Consider the following 16,302-nt stretch of genomic DNA (forward strand, 5'->3'; position numbering starts at 1 on the left):
TCGTTGTGATTTGTCAACTGGTTTTCCTGAAGTTATATACTCATTATATAAGCTTGTACGAGTTGGGTATCTATTACTTTCTATTTACAATTTCTACTTCAGTAAATGCATTTTTGTTGGTGCCGTTAGATTACTTTCAACAATCGAGGCTGTATAAATTAAAAGCCGACGGTTTTTCTATTACCTCACTGTTTTCGATAAATAGAGTAGTGCTGCAAGCCGCTTCTGTTATTTTAATGGCGTCATTAGGCATTAGCTATTTTTTTAAGCCTAGTTTTTGTTTGGCTTTAATAGTAATTATACCGCTGGCTGTAAGCACTTATCTTGTTAATCTATTACGCGGGATTGTCAATAATTTGGAAAACAGAAGGTTTTCGGTCTATTCGTTACTGTTCGAAACTGTACTTAAAATAAGCTTATTTTCAGTTTTAGTAAATTTCTTTCACGCATCTGCATTATTGCTATTAACATCTACATTATTAGCGTCGATATCTGTTTGTGTAGCAATTTTCCTTTATTTAAAAACTCTTGCGGAATATAAAGTAACTCAGAAAACGATATTTCAGTTAAAGGAGATCGTATTGTTTACCTATCCCATTTCTATTGGTGCAATTATTAACTGGATACAACTACAAAGCTATACTATAATATTGGTATCATTAGGTTTTGTAGAGATAGTGGGCATTTTCGGAACAATAACAAATATTGGGTCAAGCGGTATGAATGCATGTTCTACTGTGTTTTCTCAACTGTTTGTACCTAATTTGTACAAAACACACGGCCGCTACATAAGCGTTTATTTGCGTAACGCTTTGTTGATAGTATTGGGTGTTGCCATCTTTTCCATTTTAGCTTCAAAAATAATTATAGGTCTGCTAACCAAGCGTGAACTTCTGGAGTATTCAAGGATAATAATATACGGAATATTAACCGAAGCCGGTAATTTTATAATTGGTGCATTAACCATTTACTTAACCATAAAAAATTTAACAAAAACTACAATTAAAATGTCATCATTAGGCTTAGTTGTATTTTTTGCATCATTTGGAGTTTTATATGTGTTTAAGCAAATAAACGTTTATACTCTAGGTATACCAATGGTGCTTACCCAATTAGTTATCAGTTTGGGTTTATATACTATTGTTCACAAACAAAAAAATATAAATGAATAATATAACTTTTGTGATTTTTACCTTCAACGAGGGCAAGAGAATAGAAAGGGTAATTAAAAATTTCATCAACTACGGGAAGATACTTATTGCTGATAATAAAAGCACCGACAATACCTGTGAAATAGCCTTATCATATGGTTGCGAAATATTTGTAAGAGAGAAGCATTATGATTATGTGGAAAATCAGGAACTTGTTGATCAATTGTACAATGCAATCACTACGGATTGGATATATTGGGGTTTTGCAGATGAGATGTTGGAAAACAGCACTTTAAATAAGTTAGTTGAGGCAACTAAATCGGGCGATTTTGATATAATTTCTATAGACCGTAAAAATTATTTTTATGGCGAGTTTTGTAATAACCTGTATCACGCACATAACTACAAGGCTTTTAAAAAGTACGCACTGGATTTTACAGATAACGCAATACATAGTACTGGCAAAGCCATGGTGCCAGAAAATCGTGTATATAAAATGCCGGATCAATATTTTATACATCACTTTATATCAAATACGGCATTTTCTTATTTAAATGTCATTAATCGATATACCGAAAAGGAGGTTGAGTTTGGATATAAGCCCAAAGTATCTTTGTGGTATTTTACGCTATTAGTTTTAAAGCATCTAAGTATAGGGATTTTTACAAAAAGTACAACAAAGATGGGTTTTAGCAGAGTGGCGTTAATAGAGCTGATGTTGTTTTATACTTTAGTAAAAAATATGAAAATATACGAGAATACAAATGGCTTGACAACATTGTCTATCGAAGAAAAAAACGATATTTATCGCGATAAGATTTTGAATAATAAAGTATGAGGCTAGTTAAAAGTTTAATTTATTATCTTATTACTTACCAATATTATAAATTAATTTTTGGAAAGATTGGTCGTAGGTCACGTATTTTTAAAACCTTACGTATTGAAAGTGCTCATAATATATATATTGGCAGCAAAGTCACTATTTACGGTTTTAGTTGGATTGCGGCAACACCGTTAACTAATGCTAAAGAGTGTAAATTGATCATTAATGATGGTGTTAGTATAGGTCACTTCAGTCATATCTACGCCACCTCTAAAATCGAAATTGGTCCTAATGTTTTAATAGCTGACAAGGTTTACATAAGTGATAATTTGCATGCATACCAGGATATAAGTTTGCCTGTCATGAACCAGCCTATCAAACAAATCAATACGGTTGCTATTGGTGACGGTGCTTGGCTCGGCGAAAATGTATGCGTTATAGGTGCCAGCATTGGTAAGGGTGCAGTTATAGGTGCCAATAGTGTTGTTACGAAAGATATTCCAGACTATTGCGTAGCGGTGGGCAGTCCCGCAAAAGTGATTAAGCGTTATAACTTTCAATTGAGTAAGTGGGAGAAAGTTAACGATGATTAACAGATTTCGCCGGCTGCTAGACAATAAACGCTATAATAAAATAAAATTGGTGCGGTTGTTAGGGAAATTCTGAAGTTCAATACAGCTCATTAAGCTGAGCCCTCAACGTTACCAAAGCACTAAAATGGGGTAAAGAGCGCCCTGATTGAAAATTTTATACTAGAAAAATAAACGATTTATGAAAAAGGTATTGATAACCGGTGGTGCCGGCTTTATTGGGAGCAATTTGGCACTCAAATTAATCGAAAAGGGGTATTCGATAACTATTCTTGATAATCTATCTAAACAGATACATGGAGATGAGCCAGAGCAAACTTCGCCACTTTATATCAGCGTAAAAGATAAAGTTACGTTTATTAGAGGTTCAATCACAGATAGAGAACTTTTACAAAACGCCTTAATAGGGCAAGATGTAGTAGTGCATTTCGCAGCGGAAACAGGCACTGGCCAGTCGATGTATGATATAGAAAATTATACTGCTATCAACATTGGTGGTACGGCCCTTTTACTCGATATATTAGCGAATAACCGCCAATCTTACCATGTAAAGAAAATTGTGATAGCTTCGTCAAGATCAATTTACGGCGAAGGAAAATACCTCTCAGATGAGTTGGGATTTGTGTATCCCCAGGCTCGTATTTCTTCTAAAATGAATGAAGGCAATTTTGAGGTTACTTATTCAGGCGTAAATAAGCCTCTGCAGCTTGTTGCGACAGACGAAGAGTCTAAAATTCATCCATCGTCAGTATACGGAATTACTAAGCAAAATCAGGAGCAGATGATAATGACGGTTTGTCCAACAATCGGTATAGCGCCTGTAGCACTTAGGTATCAAAATGTTTACGGCCCTGGGCAATCTTTGTCTAACCCTTATACAGGTATCCTATCTATCTTTTCAACGTTAATAAAAAATGGTAAAGACATCAATGTATTTGAAGATGGCTTGGAGAGCCGCGACTTCGTTTTCATAGACGATGTAGTGCAGGCAACTATTTTGGGTATAGAGAACGAAGAGGCAAATAACCAGATATTTAACGTAGGCTCGGGAGTGCCTACAAGTGTTATTACAGTTGCTGAAACGCTTATTAAATATTACCAATCGTCGAGCCAAATAAATATTTCCGGTAATTATAGATTAGGAGATATAAGGCACAACTTTGCTGACCTCACCAAAATTAAGCAAAAAATCGGTTTTAGTCCGGCAGTAAGTTTCGAAACAGGCATTAAATTTTTTGTAGATTGGGTTAACCAACAAGAAATTAAAGAAGATAAATACGAAGAATCCATTGTTGAAATGAAAGAAAGAGGGCTTTATAAATAGATTATGCCATCAATAGGATTAGTCACAGTATTGTATAATAGTAATGAAGTACTAGAGGGTTTTTTTAAAAGCCTTTCGTTACAGGACTTCAAAGACTATCATCTTTACATAGTCGATAACAGCCCCAGTAGTTCGACGGATACTTTAATTGCAGATTTGTCCGTCAAATTTCCGTTAAGTGAATTTACGCATATAAAAAATGACGAAAATGCGGGAGTTGCAAAAGGCAATAATCAAGGTATAAAACGTGCAATGGAAGACGGTGCGGAGTATTTATTATTGTTAAATAACGATATTGAATTTTCTCAGCCGTATCTATTAAGCCAGATGCTAGAGCTCGCCCTCAAAGGCGAAAATATAATAGTACCAAAAATCTTATATTTTGATTCGAAACGTATATGGATGGCGGGTGGGGAATTGCTTAAACGGAAAGGTTACACTATCCATGTAGGGGAGGATGAAATTGATAATGGGCAATATAATACAAATGCGTACTACAAATATGCACCCACATGTTTTATGCTGATATCAAAACAAGTTTTTGATAAAGTTGGGTATATGGATGAAAGATACTTCGTGTACTTTGACGACACCGATTTTATTTACAGGGCTGTAAACAATGGGTATAAGGTGTTGTATGTTGGCAAGTTGGAAGTTTTACACAAAGTGAGCAGCACCACCGGCGGCTATGAAACCCCTTTTGGTGTATATTACACTACTCGTAATAGGATATTTTTTATACGTAAGAACCTAACAATGCTAACCAAAGTTGTTGCACTGTCTTACACATTATTTACAAGAATAATAAAAGCCCTAAGGTATGATAAACAGCAACTAGTTCAGTTGAAACAGGGTATCAAGGACGGATTAGAACTAAAATGATCATAACTGCCGCAATTTTTTACCTTTTAATTATTGTGTTATCTATTATTATCACTGGGGATAAATACAATATGTTCCTAATGTCTAACATCATATTCCTAACAACAACCTTTCTCTTCCCATTTTTAGGAATTTTAGTTGGTTTGGATGTTGTTATGACAGTTGAGGGAATGGTAATGTATTTGTTGTACTACTTCATTTTTTTTGCATTTTACATATTAGGTCGAAAAGTCAAGTTCAACGATAATATTGGCACCCCGGAAAATACCAGAGGGTTTTATGTTTACCTAGTGTTGTGGTTTTGTTTAGGTGTTAATATTTTATTTGTATTATACAGTGTGGCAAATTACGGCATACAAGGAGCTTTTATAAATTCAAGGGAAGTATATACAACAACCCGTACAGGTAGCGGGCAGATTTATTATGTGGCGTCAATTTTTTTGAACCTATACGCTATATTAGGTTTATTTGTTTATAAACGCAAAATATTACATTTCTTATTTTGCGTTCTTCTAGCATTGCCATACGGCACTAAAGGAAAAATATTTCTGATTTTGATTTATAATCTTGCTTATGTTTTTTTTGTGAATAAAGACAGGGAAAAATATAGACGGCTTAAGTATTTTTTACCTATTGTTATTTTTATTCCTTTAATAATGGTCGGCGCGTTTTGGTATACAAGTATTGGGCTGGATCAATCTGCCTTGTTGCAATTTGTAATAGGTTACGGCAATGAATATGAAAATAACTTCCATGATATGATTATTCATTTTGATCATTATTTCCCTCATGGATATCTTAATGGAACCATATTATTTGGAGATGTTTTCTATCCATTCATACCGCGTGTCTTATGGCCTGGAAAGCCCTTGATATTTGGTGACCTATACTTGTCATACATAATATATCCCGAGGCAACTATAGCTAACGCTGGTGCTCCATCGTTTGGGCCACTAGGGCAGCCTTATGCAGATTTTGGTTTTTGGGGTGGACTGGTCCAGATTTTTATAGAGCAATCAATATTAGGCTTTTTGTTGGGAAGAGCAGAAACAAAATGCATTAAATATCCTTCCATATTTAATTTTTTTTTACTCATTGCATTATCCTTTGGGGGATTAATAGGATTAGCTGCAACAAATAGATTAGTATTATTGGCTTTTAATGTAACATTGATTTTTATTATATTCTATCCTCTTAAATATAAATTCGTACTAAATAAAAAGTTGAGGCAGTAACAATGGTTTTAGTCCATTGTAAACAAGCTAACTAATTCAAAAGATATTCAGCTTACAAAAACTTGTAAAAATAATTGAAATTTGATGAGTATTGATACTGTTCTAATAGATAATAGATGGGGCGGGAATACTGGCATAGGCCGTTTGCTAAGAGAAATAAAGCAAAGAACGCCCGCTGGTGTTCAAACAAAATTAATTGACGAAAAGTTTGATTTGGGCAGCCCTTTAACTCCTTTGTTCTTGAAAAGAAAAGTGAACAGCAGTGGGGCGGATATCTTCTACTCGCCCTCTTTTATGCCCCCTTTACAGTCAACTGTTCCATTCATAATTACCATACATGATTTAAATCACTTATACTTTTACACGAAATTTCACAAATTATATCTTAAGTATGCGATAGCTTATATCGCGAAAAAATCAAAGCGAATCATCACAGTCTCAGAATATACAAAAGGAGAATTAGTAGACAAACTGGGGTTGGATGCTAAAAAGATAGATGTTATATATAACGGTGTAGATCCAAATTATTCTTTAAATACCCAGTGTTTTGAAACTGAACGGCCTTATTTTTTATATGTGGGTAACAGGAGGGAGTATAAAAACCTCGATAGGACATTTGCGGCTTTTGCCCGAGCCAATATTGCTTCAGATTATCTTTTATTAATTACGGGCAACAGTGATGAGCATACCTTAAGCTTAATTACCAGGCACAATCTTAATGATAAAGTAAGGTTTTTAGGATCTGTTAATGAAGCGGATTTGCCGAAGATTTATAAAGGAGCAACAGCACTATTGTTTGTATCACTGATGGAGGGATTTGGCTTGCCGGTAATTGAGGCAATGGCTTCTGAGACTCCGGTTATTACATCAAACATTACTTCTTTGCCAGAGATTGCCGGTGATGCTGCATTGCTAACAGACCCTTATAATATAGATGATATCAGTAGGGCTATTGAAAGTATAGCTGACAGCCCGCTTTTAAGAACTGAATTAAAAGAAAAAGGCGTTATACGTAGTAAAGCCTTCAGCTGGGATAATACAGGGAAACAAACTTGGGATTTGATACGAAGTAGTACGTAAAGGAATATTGTGACAATGTACTATATTTGTTATTTGTATTTATAGTTAATTATTTACAATATAAACTGGTAATTAACATACAAAATTTTTGCTCGTAAATACTACTAGGTATTTATACAAGTTTTTGACGAACCAGAATGAATTTTAGCTTAGTAATTCCCACACTCAATGCGGGTGATAAATGGATTGATCTTTTAAAGTCAATAGATTCGCAATCGATAAAGCCTCAAAAGACGATTATAGTTGATTCGGGTTCAACGGATAACACTGTCAGGTTAGCAGTTCAACATGGTTTTGAAGTAATTGAAATACCTAAAACCGAATTCAACCATGGCAAAACAAGACAATTGTTGGTTGACAGAAGCGGTAATGTCGACGTTTGCGTGTTTCTTACGCAAGACGCTATTTTAGCTGACGTTGACAGTATAAAAAATATTACAGCCGTATTTAATGATAATTTAGTTGGCATGGCTTATGGAAGGCAACTTCCGCATAAAAATGCAAAGCCTTTGGAGATACATGCACGCCTGTTTAACTATCCGGATAAATCAAACCTCATATCAATTGAAGACCAGCCTGAATTGGGTTTTAAAGCATTTTTTAGCTCAAATTCATTCTCGGCATATCGAAAAAGCGCCCTTTTGGAAATTGGCGGCTTTCCAACAAATTCAATTATGGGAGAAGATGCAATAGTTGCTGCTAAAATGCTTAAAGCGGGCTTTAAAAAAGCCTATGTGGCTAATGCAACCGTATATCACTCGCATAGTTATACGCTTGCCGAAGAGTTTCGCCGGTATTTCGATACGAGGGTTTTCCATGAGCAAAATATTTGGATGCTTCAGGAATACGGTAAGCCTACAGGGGAGGGCTTTAAATTTATTCAGTCAGAAATTAAATATGTTTTAAAAAATTCGCCATTAAGCATATTTAAATCAGTCAGTTCAATCTTTGCAAAATTATTGGGCTATAACAGCGGTAGGTATTATCGCAAAATGTCGGTGAAAACTTTAAAAAAACTATCTATGCATGGATTTTACTGGAACAAATAGCCACCTGTTTTCAGTTAACGCATACATTTATCTAGATGAATTTAAAAAGTAGAATACTTGTTATCGGCGATCTGATGATCGATCATTACATCTATGGTAACTGCAATCGCATTTCTCCTGAAGCACCGGTTCCGGTTGTGGAGATCACTAAGGAAACTTATACACTTGGCGGCGCTGGAAACGTGCTACAAAATTTGCACGCTTTTGGAGTAAGTTCATCAATTATTGGAGTGGTTGGGCAGGATAATGATGCCGAAATAGTGGCTGAACAGCTACGCCAAATTGAAATTCCCAATGATGGACTTATAAAGGACGACGCGCGTTGCACCGTGGTAAAATCTCGAGTATTAGTAAATAGTCATCAGTTAATCCGGCTTGATCGGGAGAAGGTACACCCCTTAAGCCTGTCTGTTGAGCAGAAAGTGATTGCATATGTACATAGCGTTATAGAATGTTATGATTTGGTACTAATCTCTGATTACAATAAAGGGCTTCTAACAGACTCTCTAATTCAAAGCATAGTATCAATTTGTAACGTTGCAGGGAAGATGATAATAGTTGACCCAAAGGGCAACAACTTTGACAAATATAATGGCGTAAATATTATAAAGCCTAATAAGAAAGAAGCTATTATAGCATCGGGAATAAATATAACTGACAATGACAGCCTTAAGGCAGCCTGCTTTAAAATAAAAGAGATTACAGCCTGCGATACTGTTATCGTCACAATGTCTGAAGATGGCATAGCGATGCTTAGTGATAATGAACTTAAAATTATTCCTACCAAAGCACTGGACGTTGTTGATGTAACCGGTGCGGGAGATACCGTTTTGGCCGCTATTGGAATAAGTATAGCTTCGGGTAGATCAATTTACGAAGCATGCGAATTTGCAAATCAGGCTGCAGCCGTTGTGGTAAGCAAAGTAGGCAGCGCTACAGCTACATTGCAGGAGATTGAAGAAAAAACATTCCGATAAGACGATGGATATGAACCAAACCATTATTATAACGGGTGCTGCCGGGTTTATTGGCTCATGCATGGTTCAGTATTTAAACCAGGAGGGCTTTTGCAACCTTATATTGGTTGATGATTTTAGTATTTCCGAAAAGAATACCAATTGGCAATCGAAAAAGTACAGTGAGACTGTTGAACGAAGTGTTTTTTTTGATTGGTTAAGGCAATATGATAAAAAAATTGCGTGTATTATCCATTTAGGCGCTCGTACAGATACCACAGAATTTGATTATGCAGTACATCAAAGGCTCAACGTAGAGTATTCGCAATCAATGTGGCAGCATTGCGTAATTAATCAGATTCCCCTTATATATGCCTCGTCTGCAGCAACATACGGTGCAGGGGAAATGGGATACAATGATGATCATGATATTGTTGAAAAATTGAAACCCCTTAATCCTTATGGCGTCAGTAAAAATGAATTCGATAAGTGGGCTCTGCAGCAAAAATCTACTCCGCCGTTTTGGACGGGCCTGAAATTTTTTAACGTTTACGGCCCTAATGAAACTCACAAGGGGCGAATGGCGAGCGTTATTTGGCATTCATTCAACCAAATTAATAGTACCGGCTTGGTCAAATTGTTTAAAAGCCATCGAAATGATTTCAAAGATGGCCAACAATTGCGCGACTTTGTGTATGTAAAAGATGTGCTGAAAGTGATTTACTGGATGATAACGAATATGATAGGCGGTTATTGGAATAAATCCAATAACGGACTTTACAATCTGGGCGCGGGTAAGGCCCGTAGTTTTCACGACTTAGTAACTGCTACATTCAAAGGATTAGACAAGCAACCACATATGGAGTTCATTGATATGCCTGAAGATATAAGAGATACATATCAATATTTTACGGAAGCTAAGATGCATAAGCTTTACGCTGCTGGCTATAATACGCCCTTTTATTCATTGGAAGATGGGATAGATGATTACGTAAGAAACTACTTATTAAAAGGAACAATTTACTGATGCCACAGGATATAAAAGACATTTTTGACAACCATATAAATGTTGCAAAAAACACCTTCGAAAATTTAAAAAAAGATATAGAACAAACATGCAGTTTAATTGTTAAGTGCAGTACATCGGGAAAAAAAATTATACTTTTTGGAAACGGTGGTAGTGCTGCCGACGCACAACATATAGCAGCAGAGTTTATAGGCCGGTTTGTAAAAGAAAGAAGATCATTGCCTGCAATTGCTTTAACTACAGATACATCTGCTCTTACAGCAATTAGCAACGACTACGGATACGACAGGGTTTTTGAACGGCAGGTGCTAGGTTTGGCTGTAGCCGGAGATGTTTTAATTGGTTTATCTACCAGTGGCAATAGCCCCAACGTTATTAACGCTCTGGTGGCAGGTAAGGCAATAGGATGTATAACGATTGGGCTAAGTGGGCGCGACGGAGGGCAAATGAATAGTTGCTGTGATGTTAACTTAATTGTTCCATCAGACATAACGGCGCGGGTTCAGGAGATGCATATATTGATAGGGCATATAATATGTGGAGCTGTAGACGACGCTATTTAATAATATATTTTAATTATTAAAATTATATAGTTAATTTAATATAATTTTGTAATTGATAAATAAATGCTTAATTTTTAATTAGACTGTTATTTTAATCAGTCTTTTCAAATAATATTACATGAATACACGTTACTCGAAGCTCTTGCCGGGGATAGTCTTTCTAAGTGATTTGGTTTTATTAAATGTTGCTTTATATAACTCTCATTTTTTAAAATTTAATACATTTCTTACTAGCGACCAATCTACTGTGTTCATGCTGCTTGTTAATTTGGCATGGGTAATTGTATCGGCCGTCTCCAAGAGCTTTAATATTGTAAGGCCACTTATGTTAAGGGATAACATAAATCGGTTTTTACTTACGCTTATTTATCACCTATTAATTGTTTTCAGCTGCATATATTTTTTAAAAATTGAAAATATTTCGCGTACTGAAGTAATGTTGAGTTACACGCTGTTTTTCTTCCTTGTCGTATTACATCGCTCACTATTGTTCTTTTTTCTTGACTTTATACGTAAAAAAGGATTTAATCACAGGCAAATAATAGTAATAGGAGATAGGAGCATAGCTCAGCGCTTGGTTCAATCGTTCGCACAGCACCCCGAGTATGGTTATGACTTTAATGATTTCATATCCGACGAGGATATAGCCAACATGACCGCGGATGAGTTGATTGCGTCTTTGCTTGAAAAAAAGCCTAACGAAGTATTTTTGTGTTATAAACAAATAGATAATGAACTGCTTGCCCGGTTGGTTTCGTTCGGCAACGCCAGCATGATCAAAATCAAAGTAGTATCCGATTTAGTTATTGATAAAGATGTTAACAGCGTAAATCTTGTTAACTATCACAACGTGCCGGTTTTACACGTTAATGCCCAGCCGGAAATAAGCCTTAAAATTCGCGTTCTTAAAAGGAGCTTCGATATACTGTTCTCGTCTGTCGTAATGTTCCTTGGTTCGCCTGTGTTTGTGTTGTTATTTTTGATAACAAAATTCTCATCTAAAGGGCCTGTGTTTTTCAGGCAGGAGCGTATAGGCAAGGAGGGTAAGCCGTTTTATATATACAAATTCAGGAGTATGCGTGTGGATGCTGAAAAAGCAGGCCCGCAACTTTCAAAAGATAATGATCCGCGTATTACCAAATGGGGAATGATTATGCGTAAAACCCGTTTGGATGAGCTACCACAGTTCTTTAATGTTTTGAAAGGAGATATGTCGGTTGTTGGTCCAAGGCCCGAGCGTCAGTACTTTATTGAGCAAATACTTGAGAAAACGCCAAGCTATCGTAAGCTATTACAAGTAAAACCTGGTTTAACTTCAATAGGTCAGGTGCATTATGGCTACGCCGAAAATGTGGATCAAATGCGCGACAGGTCGAGATATGATTTGCTTTACCTTCAAAACATAAGTTTCAATTCTGACATCAACATCATTTTAAAAACCGTTAAGGTAATGGTTCAGGGTAAAGGGAAATAACACATTTGCCATTGCCTTAATAATTTTACTCCAATCATTTAATATGGATAAAAATTAAACATCAAGTAAATGAGCGAGATAGGAAAAACTTGCAAAATCTATTTTAAAGTTTACCCAAATTCTATATCTTTGCACTCTCTTAAAAAACCAAACGCGGAAGTGGCGTAATTGGTAGCCGCACCAGACTTAGGATCTGGCGCCGCGAGGCGTGGGGGTTCGAGTCCCTTCTTCCGCACAGTAGTTAAAGCAGCCCAAAAGGGCTGCTTTTTTATTATACTCCTTTTAGTTTCAATTAAGTATCGAGTTTATATTGTTATTGCTTAGAACGCTAAAATTTATAGTCGTTGCTAGTTTAATTACGGCTGTATAAGCTAATTTAAGGGAGGGAAAGGTATTATATAAGTTTGAGGTTAAATATTAGAACTGCATGAAATGCTATCTAATGCTAAAGATTATTGAGAGATGATCTTGTCAAATATTTTTACGCATGAGGAGGTCGGTTTGCTCGTCGCTACCCAACATAAATTTGTGGCTACTAAATACGGTGAAACCGTTCCGCTCATAAAAACGAATTGCTCCATGATTGTGTTCCCAAACGCCGAGCCATATTGAATCGAATCCCTTATCCTTTGCGGAATTTACTGCAAATTCTATTAAATGTTTACGGAGCTGTTTTCCCTGAAAGTCTTGTAAAATATAAATACGCTCCACTTCCAGCGAATATTCATCTTTAAATTCTGTTTTGGCATCGCCCTGGTTGAGTTTCAGGTAACCGGCAATCTCTCCATCAACCAAAATAAAATAAAATGCAGATTTGAGGTTATTGAGCTCTTGTGTTATGCGCTCGAGAGTATAGGCCTGTGCTGCAAATGCAGCCATGTCGTCATCGCTGTTCTGATGAGCAAAAGCATCAAAAAAGGTTCGTTTGCTTAATTGTAAAAGCTTATCGGCGTCCTGCACCTTTAACTTTACAATATCAACTTTAAAATCCATCACTTTTCAAACTGGCCCTGTAGCCGCACAAGCCGGTCTATCATTAGGTTAAGTTTTTCTTCCTCGTTCTTCAGCATCCTTGGCCTGATGTAAAAGGTTGTGAATAAAAACCAAATGAGCGTTGAGCCATATGTTGTAAGTTTGAAAGTTAACGAGGCATTCTCCAACACTTCAATAAAGTAAAGACCCAGCCCAGCGCTCAGCAACAAGATATAAACGTAATAAAACCAGCCTACAACCTTGCTTCGGTTTCGTTGATATTCTTTTAAAGCTTCAAGATATTCGGAAGGGTTTTGAGTAACATCATGCTTGCTCAAAATATGGTAATGCCTTATAATCATGTAAAGGTACAAGGCCATAGTAATCAATATAATTAATATACCATACGTAGTAACCGGCGACTTAAACGCCATAAAAAACATCAATATAAAAGCTGCAACTATAGTTGCCACCATAGCCACAATAGCCCAGTATAGTTTGGAGGTAATACTGCGTATTCCTTTCTTCACCTGTTTCAGCACGTCATCTGCCGACAGGTGTTCCTTTTTTGGCTGCGCTTGCCAAACCGACATTAAATGATCAAAGTCTTTCATGCTGATTGTATAACTCTGTCAATTTTTGTTTAATGCGATGTATTTTCACCCGCAAATTTCCCTCGGATATGCCCGACACTTCGGCAATCTCAGGGTATGGTAGTTCGTCGAGTACCAACGTTATTATTATCCTTTCGGATTCCTCCAACTTTGATATGCACTTGTACAACAAGGCAATCTGCTCATTTTTATCAGAAAATTCTTCGCGTTGGGTTTCGGCTATAAGTGGGGTAAGTTCGTCTTTTGCCTGTCGTTTCTCTGACCGTAAATAGGTTAAGCAGGTGTTTACGGCTATCCGGTATATCCAAGTGGATATCATGGCCTGATTGCGAAACTTATGCAGGTTTTGCCAAACCTTTAAAAAGGTCTCCTGCAGTAAGTCGTTAGCGGCATCGTCGTCCCCGGTATAACCGTAGCACAAATGGAATATCTTTTTAGAATTGGCCCGGTAAATTTCCCTGAAAGCTGATTCCTTATCCGCCACTTGTTAGTTAATTTGGGTTTTGATGCACAAACTTAATAAATGTTACAACAGGTGGCTTTTTTTATTTAACCACGGTAGCTTACTGTCGGCCTCGTCAAGCATTTTGTTATAGTCGGCCGTATAGTCAAACTGTATATCCTCGTGAAGTTTACTAATCGTAGCTTTCACTTTGTCTATCTGCCTAGTCAGGATCAATCTGATAGGTTTATAGGACGTTTGCTTGATAACATATTGCAGATAGTTTTGGCAAAAGCTTAAAAGTAACTCAATCTCAACCGTCTTCGATCCCGAAAATTTAATGTACTTGGTAAGCATCTTTAAGATTTTACGCAAGCCTTTAGCCGTAAAATAGCTTTGTGACGGCAATTGGCTAAACATAAAGCCTGCTTCGGCTTTAACATTTTCCATGAAATCAGCCTCATTGTGCTGTTCGAAAAGCAAGTAGGCAAGCAGTTCCTTATTTTCCTTTTTGTAACGAGCAAGGCGCAGGCAAAGTTCGGCCAGTTGCGGTGCCGGCAAGTGTTGTATTTCCTTTTTAATTTGCGCCAGCCCGTAGGTAGTGATGCTCATTGATGTATATTTATATTAAAGGTTAAATTTTGTAGTTTAGCAGCACCAAACTTACATATGCAGAAGAGTAAACTAACCCTATACATATTTTTAGCGTTGATATTAGGTGTGATTGTAGGCTATGTCTACAATACCAGTGTAATAAACAATATTAATACCAGTATAGCTGCCGCCGAGGTAAATATAAAAACAATAGACGAGCAAATTGCCAAATCGGCCGACACCACCACCGTAACTTATAAAGCATTAAAAACCGAAAGGGTTACTCAATTAAAACTTCGTAAAGAGGCGGATACCGCTCGCGAAGACAAGCTTGTTGGCTTCAGCATTTTAAGCGACATTTTTTTAAGATTGATAAAAATGATTGTTGCCCCGCTGGTGTTTACCACATTGGTTGTTGGGGTAGCAAAGGTGGGCGATATTAAAGCTGTAGGGCGTATTGGCGGTAAAACTTTGCTTTGGTTTTTGAGCGCCACGCTGGTATCGTTATTACTGGGTATGTTATTGGTGAACCTGTTTAAGCCGGGCCAGGCTATGCACTTGCCGTTACCGGATACCCACATATCTACAGGCATTCAAAAAACGGCTCTTTCGCTGCGCGATTTTATAAGCCACGTTTTCCCTAAAAGCTTTATCGAATCGATGGCTAATAATGAGATCCTGCAAATTGTTGTGTTCTCCTTATTTTTCGGCGTAGCTACAGCTGCTATAGGCGAGAAAGGCGAAATAGTGATTAAAGCGCTCGATGCTATATCATATGTTATTTTAAAAATTACCGGGTACGTAATGCAGTTGGCGCCGCTTGCTGTATTTGGTGCTATCACTGCCATTATTGCCAAGCAGGGTTTGGGCATACTATCTACTTACGCCATTTTTATCGGTGAATTCTATTTTTCACTAATTGTGCTTTGGGCAGTTATTGTGCTGGCTGGTTTTACGATACTTAAAGGGCGTGCACTAACGCTTGTTGCCCGTATTAAAGATGCCATGCTGATTGCTTTCAGTACATCAACCAGCGAGGCAGCTTATCCTAAAGTACTAATGGAGCTGGAGCGTTTTGGCTGCAATAATAAGATTGTAAGCTTTGTATTGCCGCTGGGTTACTCGTTTAACCTGGATGGCTCCATGATGTATATGACATTTGCTTCGCTCTTCCTGGCGCAGTCATACAATATCCATTTATCTTTTGAACAGCAATTAACCATGTTGCTGGTGCTTATGCTTACCAGCAAAGGCATTGCAGGCGTTCCGCGTGCATCATTGGTAGTTATTGCCGGTACTGTTGCGATGTTTGGCATACCCGAGGCGGGTTTGGCTTTATTAATTGGTATTGACCCGTTGCTTGATATGGGCCGCTCGGCGACAAACGTATTGGGTAACGCTATGGCCACAGCAGTAGTGAGTAAATGGGAGGGGGAGCTTGAAAATTAACGGATTTGCCCCTCATTTTCAATCTCCACTATTTAAAAACATTACCTGACGCTGAAAATTGCTTACGCTTATTTTTA

Annotated in this window: 17 protein-coding genes and 1 tRNA gene; 14 read left to right on the forward strand and 4 right to left on the reverse strand. The window is 37.1% G+C overall.

Going from position 1 to position 16,302, the window contains the following annotated elements; all coding sequences use genetic code 11:
- Positions 1 to 209: 209 nt before the first annotated feature.
- From FPZ43_RS01475 to FPZ43_RS01535, 13 genes are all read left to right on the forward strand, one after another.
- On the forward strand, positions 210 to 1,172 hold the full coding sequence (locus FPZ43_RS01475; RefSeq protein WP_146380071.1) for a hypothetical protein: 963 nt from the start codon (positions 210 to 212) through the stop codon (positions 1,170 to 1,172).
- Complete coding sequence (locus FPZ43_RS01480) at positions 1,165 to 1,989, forward strand: glycosyltransferase (protein ID WP_146380072.1); 825 nt, start codon at positions 1,165 to 1,167, stop codon at positions 1,987 to 1,989. Before FPZ43_RS01475 ends, FPZ43_RS01480 begins: the two co-directional genes overlap by 8 nt.
- Positions 1,986 to 2,567 carry an acyltransferase gene (locus FPZ43_RS19655; RefSeq protein WP_146380073.1) on the forward strand — a complete coding sequence of 194 codons (582 nt, stop codon included), beginning with the start codon at positions 1,986 to 1,988 and terminating at the stop codon, positions 2,565 to 2,567. The genes FPZ43_RS01480 and FPZ43_RS19655 overlap by 4 nt, the downstream gene beginning before the upstream one ends.
- Positions 2,568 to 2,745: 178 nt before the next feature.
- A complete protein-coding gene (locus tag FPZ43_RS01490) occupies positions 2,746 to 3,888 on the forward strand; it encodes an NAD-dependent epimerase/dehydratase family protein (protein ID WP_146380074.1) in 1,143 nt (380 codons plus the stop codon).
- A 3-nt stretch (positions 3,889 to 3,891) separates the two neighbouring features.
- Positions 3,892 to 4,770 carry a glycosyltransferase family 2 protein gene (locus tag FPZ43_RS01495; RefSeq protein ID WP_146380075.1) on the forward strand — a complete coding sequence of 293 codons (879 nt, stop codon included), beginning with the start codon at positions 3,892 to 3,894 and terminating at the stop codon, positions 4,768 to 4,770.
- 80 nt (positions 4,771 to 4,850) lie between these two features.
- Positions 4,851 to 6,005, forward strand: coding sequence for an O-antigen polymerase (locus FPZ43_RS01500; RefSeq protein WP_146380076.1), 1,155 nt, complete (start codon positions 4,851 to 4,853; stop codon positions 6,003 to 6,005).
- An 84-nt stretch (positions 6,006 to 6,089) separates the two neighbouring features.
- On the forward strand, positions 6,090 to 7,085 hold the full coding sequence (locus FPZ43_RS01505; protein ID WP_146380077.1) for a glycosyltransferase family 4 protein: 996 nt from the start codon (positions 6,090 to 6,092) through the stop codon (positions 7,083 to 7,085).
- Between the two features lie 137 nt (positions 7,086 to 7,222).
- On the forward strand, positions 7,223 to 8,134 hold the full coding sequence (locus FPZ43_RS01510; protein ID WP_146380078.1) for a glycosyltransferase: 912 nt from the start codon (positions 7,223 to 7,225) through the stop codon (positions 8,132 to 8,134).
- 35 nt (positions 8,135 to 8,169) lie between these two features.
- Entirely contained in the window at positions 8,170 to 9,111 is a 942-nt protein-coding gene (gene rfaE1 / locus FPZ43_RS01515; protein WP_146380079.1) for a D-glycero-beta-D-manno-heptose-7-phosphate kinase, read from the forward strand.
- A complete protein-coding gene (gene rfaD, locus FPZ43_RS01520; RefSeq protein WP_261380958.1) occupies positions 9,089 to 10,117 on the forward strand; it encodes an ADP-glyceromanno-heptose 6-epimerase in 1,029 nt (342 codons plus the stop codon). The genes rfaE1 and rfaD overlap by 23 nt, the downstream gene beginning before the upstream one ends.
- Entirely contained in the window at positions 10,117 to 10,680 is a 564-nt protein-coding gene (locus FPZ43_RS01525; protein WP_146380081.1) for a D-sedoheptulose 7-phosphate isomerase, read from the forward strand. Before rfaD ends, FPZ43_RS01525 begins: the two co-directional genes overlap by 1 nt.
- Positions 10,681 to 10,798: 118 nt before the next feature.
- Positions 10,799 to 12,154 (forward strand): sugar transferase, encoded by a 1,356-nt coding sequence (locus FPZ43_RS01530; RefSeq protein ID WP_146380082.1) that lies wholly within the window; start codon positions 10,799 to 10,801, stop codon positions 12,152 to 12,154.
- A 153-nt stretch (positions 12,155 to 12,307) separates the two neighbouring features.
- Positions 12,308 to 12,389: transfer RNA gene (locus FPZ43_RS01535), tRNA-Leu, on the forward strand.
- Positions 12,390 to 12,625: 236 nt separating this feature from the next.
- Here FPZ43_RS01535 and FPZ43_RS01540 read toward each other — a convergent pair.
- The 4 genes from FPZ43_RS01540 to FPZ43_RS01555 are packed head-to-tail and all read right to left on the reverse strand — an operon-like array spanning position 12,626 to position 14,794.
- A complete protein-coding gene (locus FPZ43_RS01540; RefSeq protein ID WP_146380083.1) occupies positions 12,626 to 13,147 on the reverse strand; it encodes a GNAT family N-acetyltransferase in 522 nt (173 codons plus the stop codon).
- Positions 13,147 to 13,740, reverse strand: coding sequence for a hypothetical protein (locus FPZ43_RS01545; protein WP_146380084.1), 594 nt, complete (start codon positions 13,738 to 13,740; stop codon positions 13,147 to 13,149). The genes FPZ43_RS01540 and FPZ43_RS01545 overlap by 1 nt, the downstream gene beginning before the upstream one ends.
- Entirely contained in the window at positions 13,727 to 14,224 is a 498-nt protein-coding gene (locus FPZ43_RS01550; protein WP_146380085.1) for an RNA polymerase sigma factor, read from the reverse strand. Before FPZ43_RS01550 ends, FPZ43_RS01545 begins: the two co-directional genes overlap by 14 nt.
- A gap of 42 nt (positions 14,225 to 14,266) precedes the next feature.
- Complete coding sequence (locus FPZ43_RS01555; RefSeq protein WP_146380086.1) at positions 14,267 to 14,794, reverse strand: hypothetical protein; 528 nt, start codon at positions 14,792 to 14,794, stop codon at positions 14,267 to 14,269.
- Positions 14,795 to 14,851: 57 nt separating this feature from the next.
- On the opposite strand from FPZ43_RS01555, the gene FPZ43_RS01560 reads away from it, so the two are divergent.
- Positions 14,852 to 16,225, forward strand: coding sequence for a dicarboxylate/amino acid:cation symporter (locus FPZ43_RS01560; RefSeq protein ID WP_146380087.1), 1,374 nt, complete (start codon positions 14,852 to 14,854; stop codon positions 16,223 to 16,225).
- The last annotated feature ends 77 nt before the right edge of the window (positions 16,226 to 16,302 follow it).

Source organism: Mucilaginibacter pallidiroseus (assembly GCF_007846085.1).
Classification (GTDB): domain Bacteria; phylum Bacteroidota; class Bacteroidia; order Sphingobacteriales; family Sphingobacteriaceae; genus Mucilaginibacter; species Mucilaginibacter pallidiroseus.

Bases quoted from the DNA above. Each gene is read 5' to 3' on its own strand.
- FPZ43_RS01530 (WP_146380082.1), top strand. From the start codon at position 10,799: ATGAATACACGTTACTCGAAGCTCTTGCCGGGGATAGTCTTTCTAAGT.
- FPZ43_RS01525 (WP_146380081.1), top strand. From the start codon at position 10,117: ATGCCACAGGATATAAAAGACATTTTTGACAACCATATAAATGTTGCA.
- FPZ43_RS01480 (WP_146380072.1), top strand. From the start codon at position 1,165: ATGAATAATATAACTTTTGTGATTTTTACCTTCAACGAGGGCAAGAGA.
- FPZ43_RS01545 (WP_146380084.1), bottom strand. From the start codon at position 13,740: ATGAAAGACTTTGATCATTTAATGTCGGTTTGGCAAGCGCAGCCAAAA.
- FPZ43_RS01510 (WP_146380078.1), top strand. From the start codon at position 7,223: ATGAATTTTAGCTTAGTAATTCCCACACTCAATGCGGGTGATAAATGG.
- FPZ43_RS01505 (WP_146380077.1), top strand. From the start codon at position 6,090: ATGAGTATTGATACTGTTCTAATAGATAATAGATGGGGCGGGAATACT.
- FPZ43_RS19655 (WP_146380073.1), top strand. From the start codon at position 1,986: ATGAGGCTAGTTAAAAGTTTAATTTATTATCTTATTACTTACCAATAT.
- FPZ43_RS01555 (WP_146380086.1), bottom strand. From the start codon at position 14,794: ATGAGCATCACTACCTACGGGCTGGCGCAAATTAAAAAGGAAATACAA.
- FPZ43_RS01495 (WP_146380075.1), top strand. From the start codon at position 3,892: ATGCCATCAATAGGATTAGTCACAGTATTGTATAATAGTAATGAAGTA.
- FPZ43_RS01540 (WP_146380083.1), bottom strand. From the start codon at position 13,147: ATGGATTTTAAAGTTGATATTGTAAAGTTAAAGGTGCAGGACGCCGAT.
- FPZ43_RS01560 (WP_146380087.1), top strand. From the start codon at position 14,852: ATGCAGAAGAGTAAACTAACCCTATACATATTTTTAGCGTTGATATTA.
- rfaE1 (WP_146380079.1), top strand. From the start codon at position 8,170: ATGAATTTAAAAAGTAGAATACTTGTTATCGGCGATCTGATGATCGAT.
- FPZ43_RS01490 (WP_146380074.1), top strand. From the start codon at position 2,746: ATGAAAAAGGTATTGATAACCGGTGGTGCCGGCTTTATTGGGAGCAAT.
- FPZ43_RS01500 (WP_146380076.1), top strand. From the start codon at position 4,851: ATGTCTAACATCATATTCCTAACAACAACCTTTCTCTTCCCATTTTTA.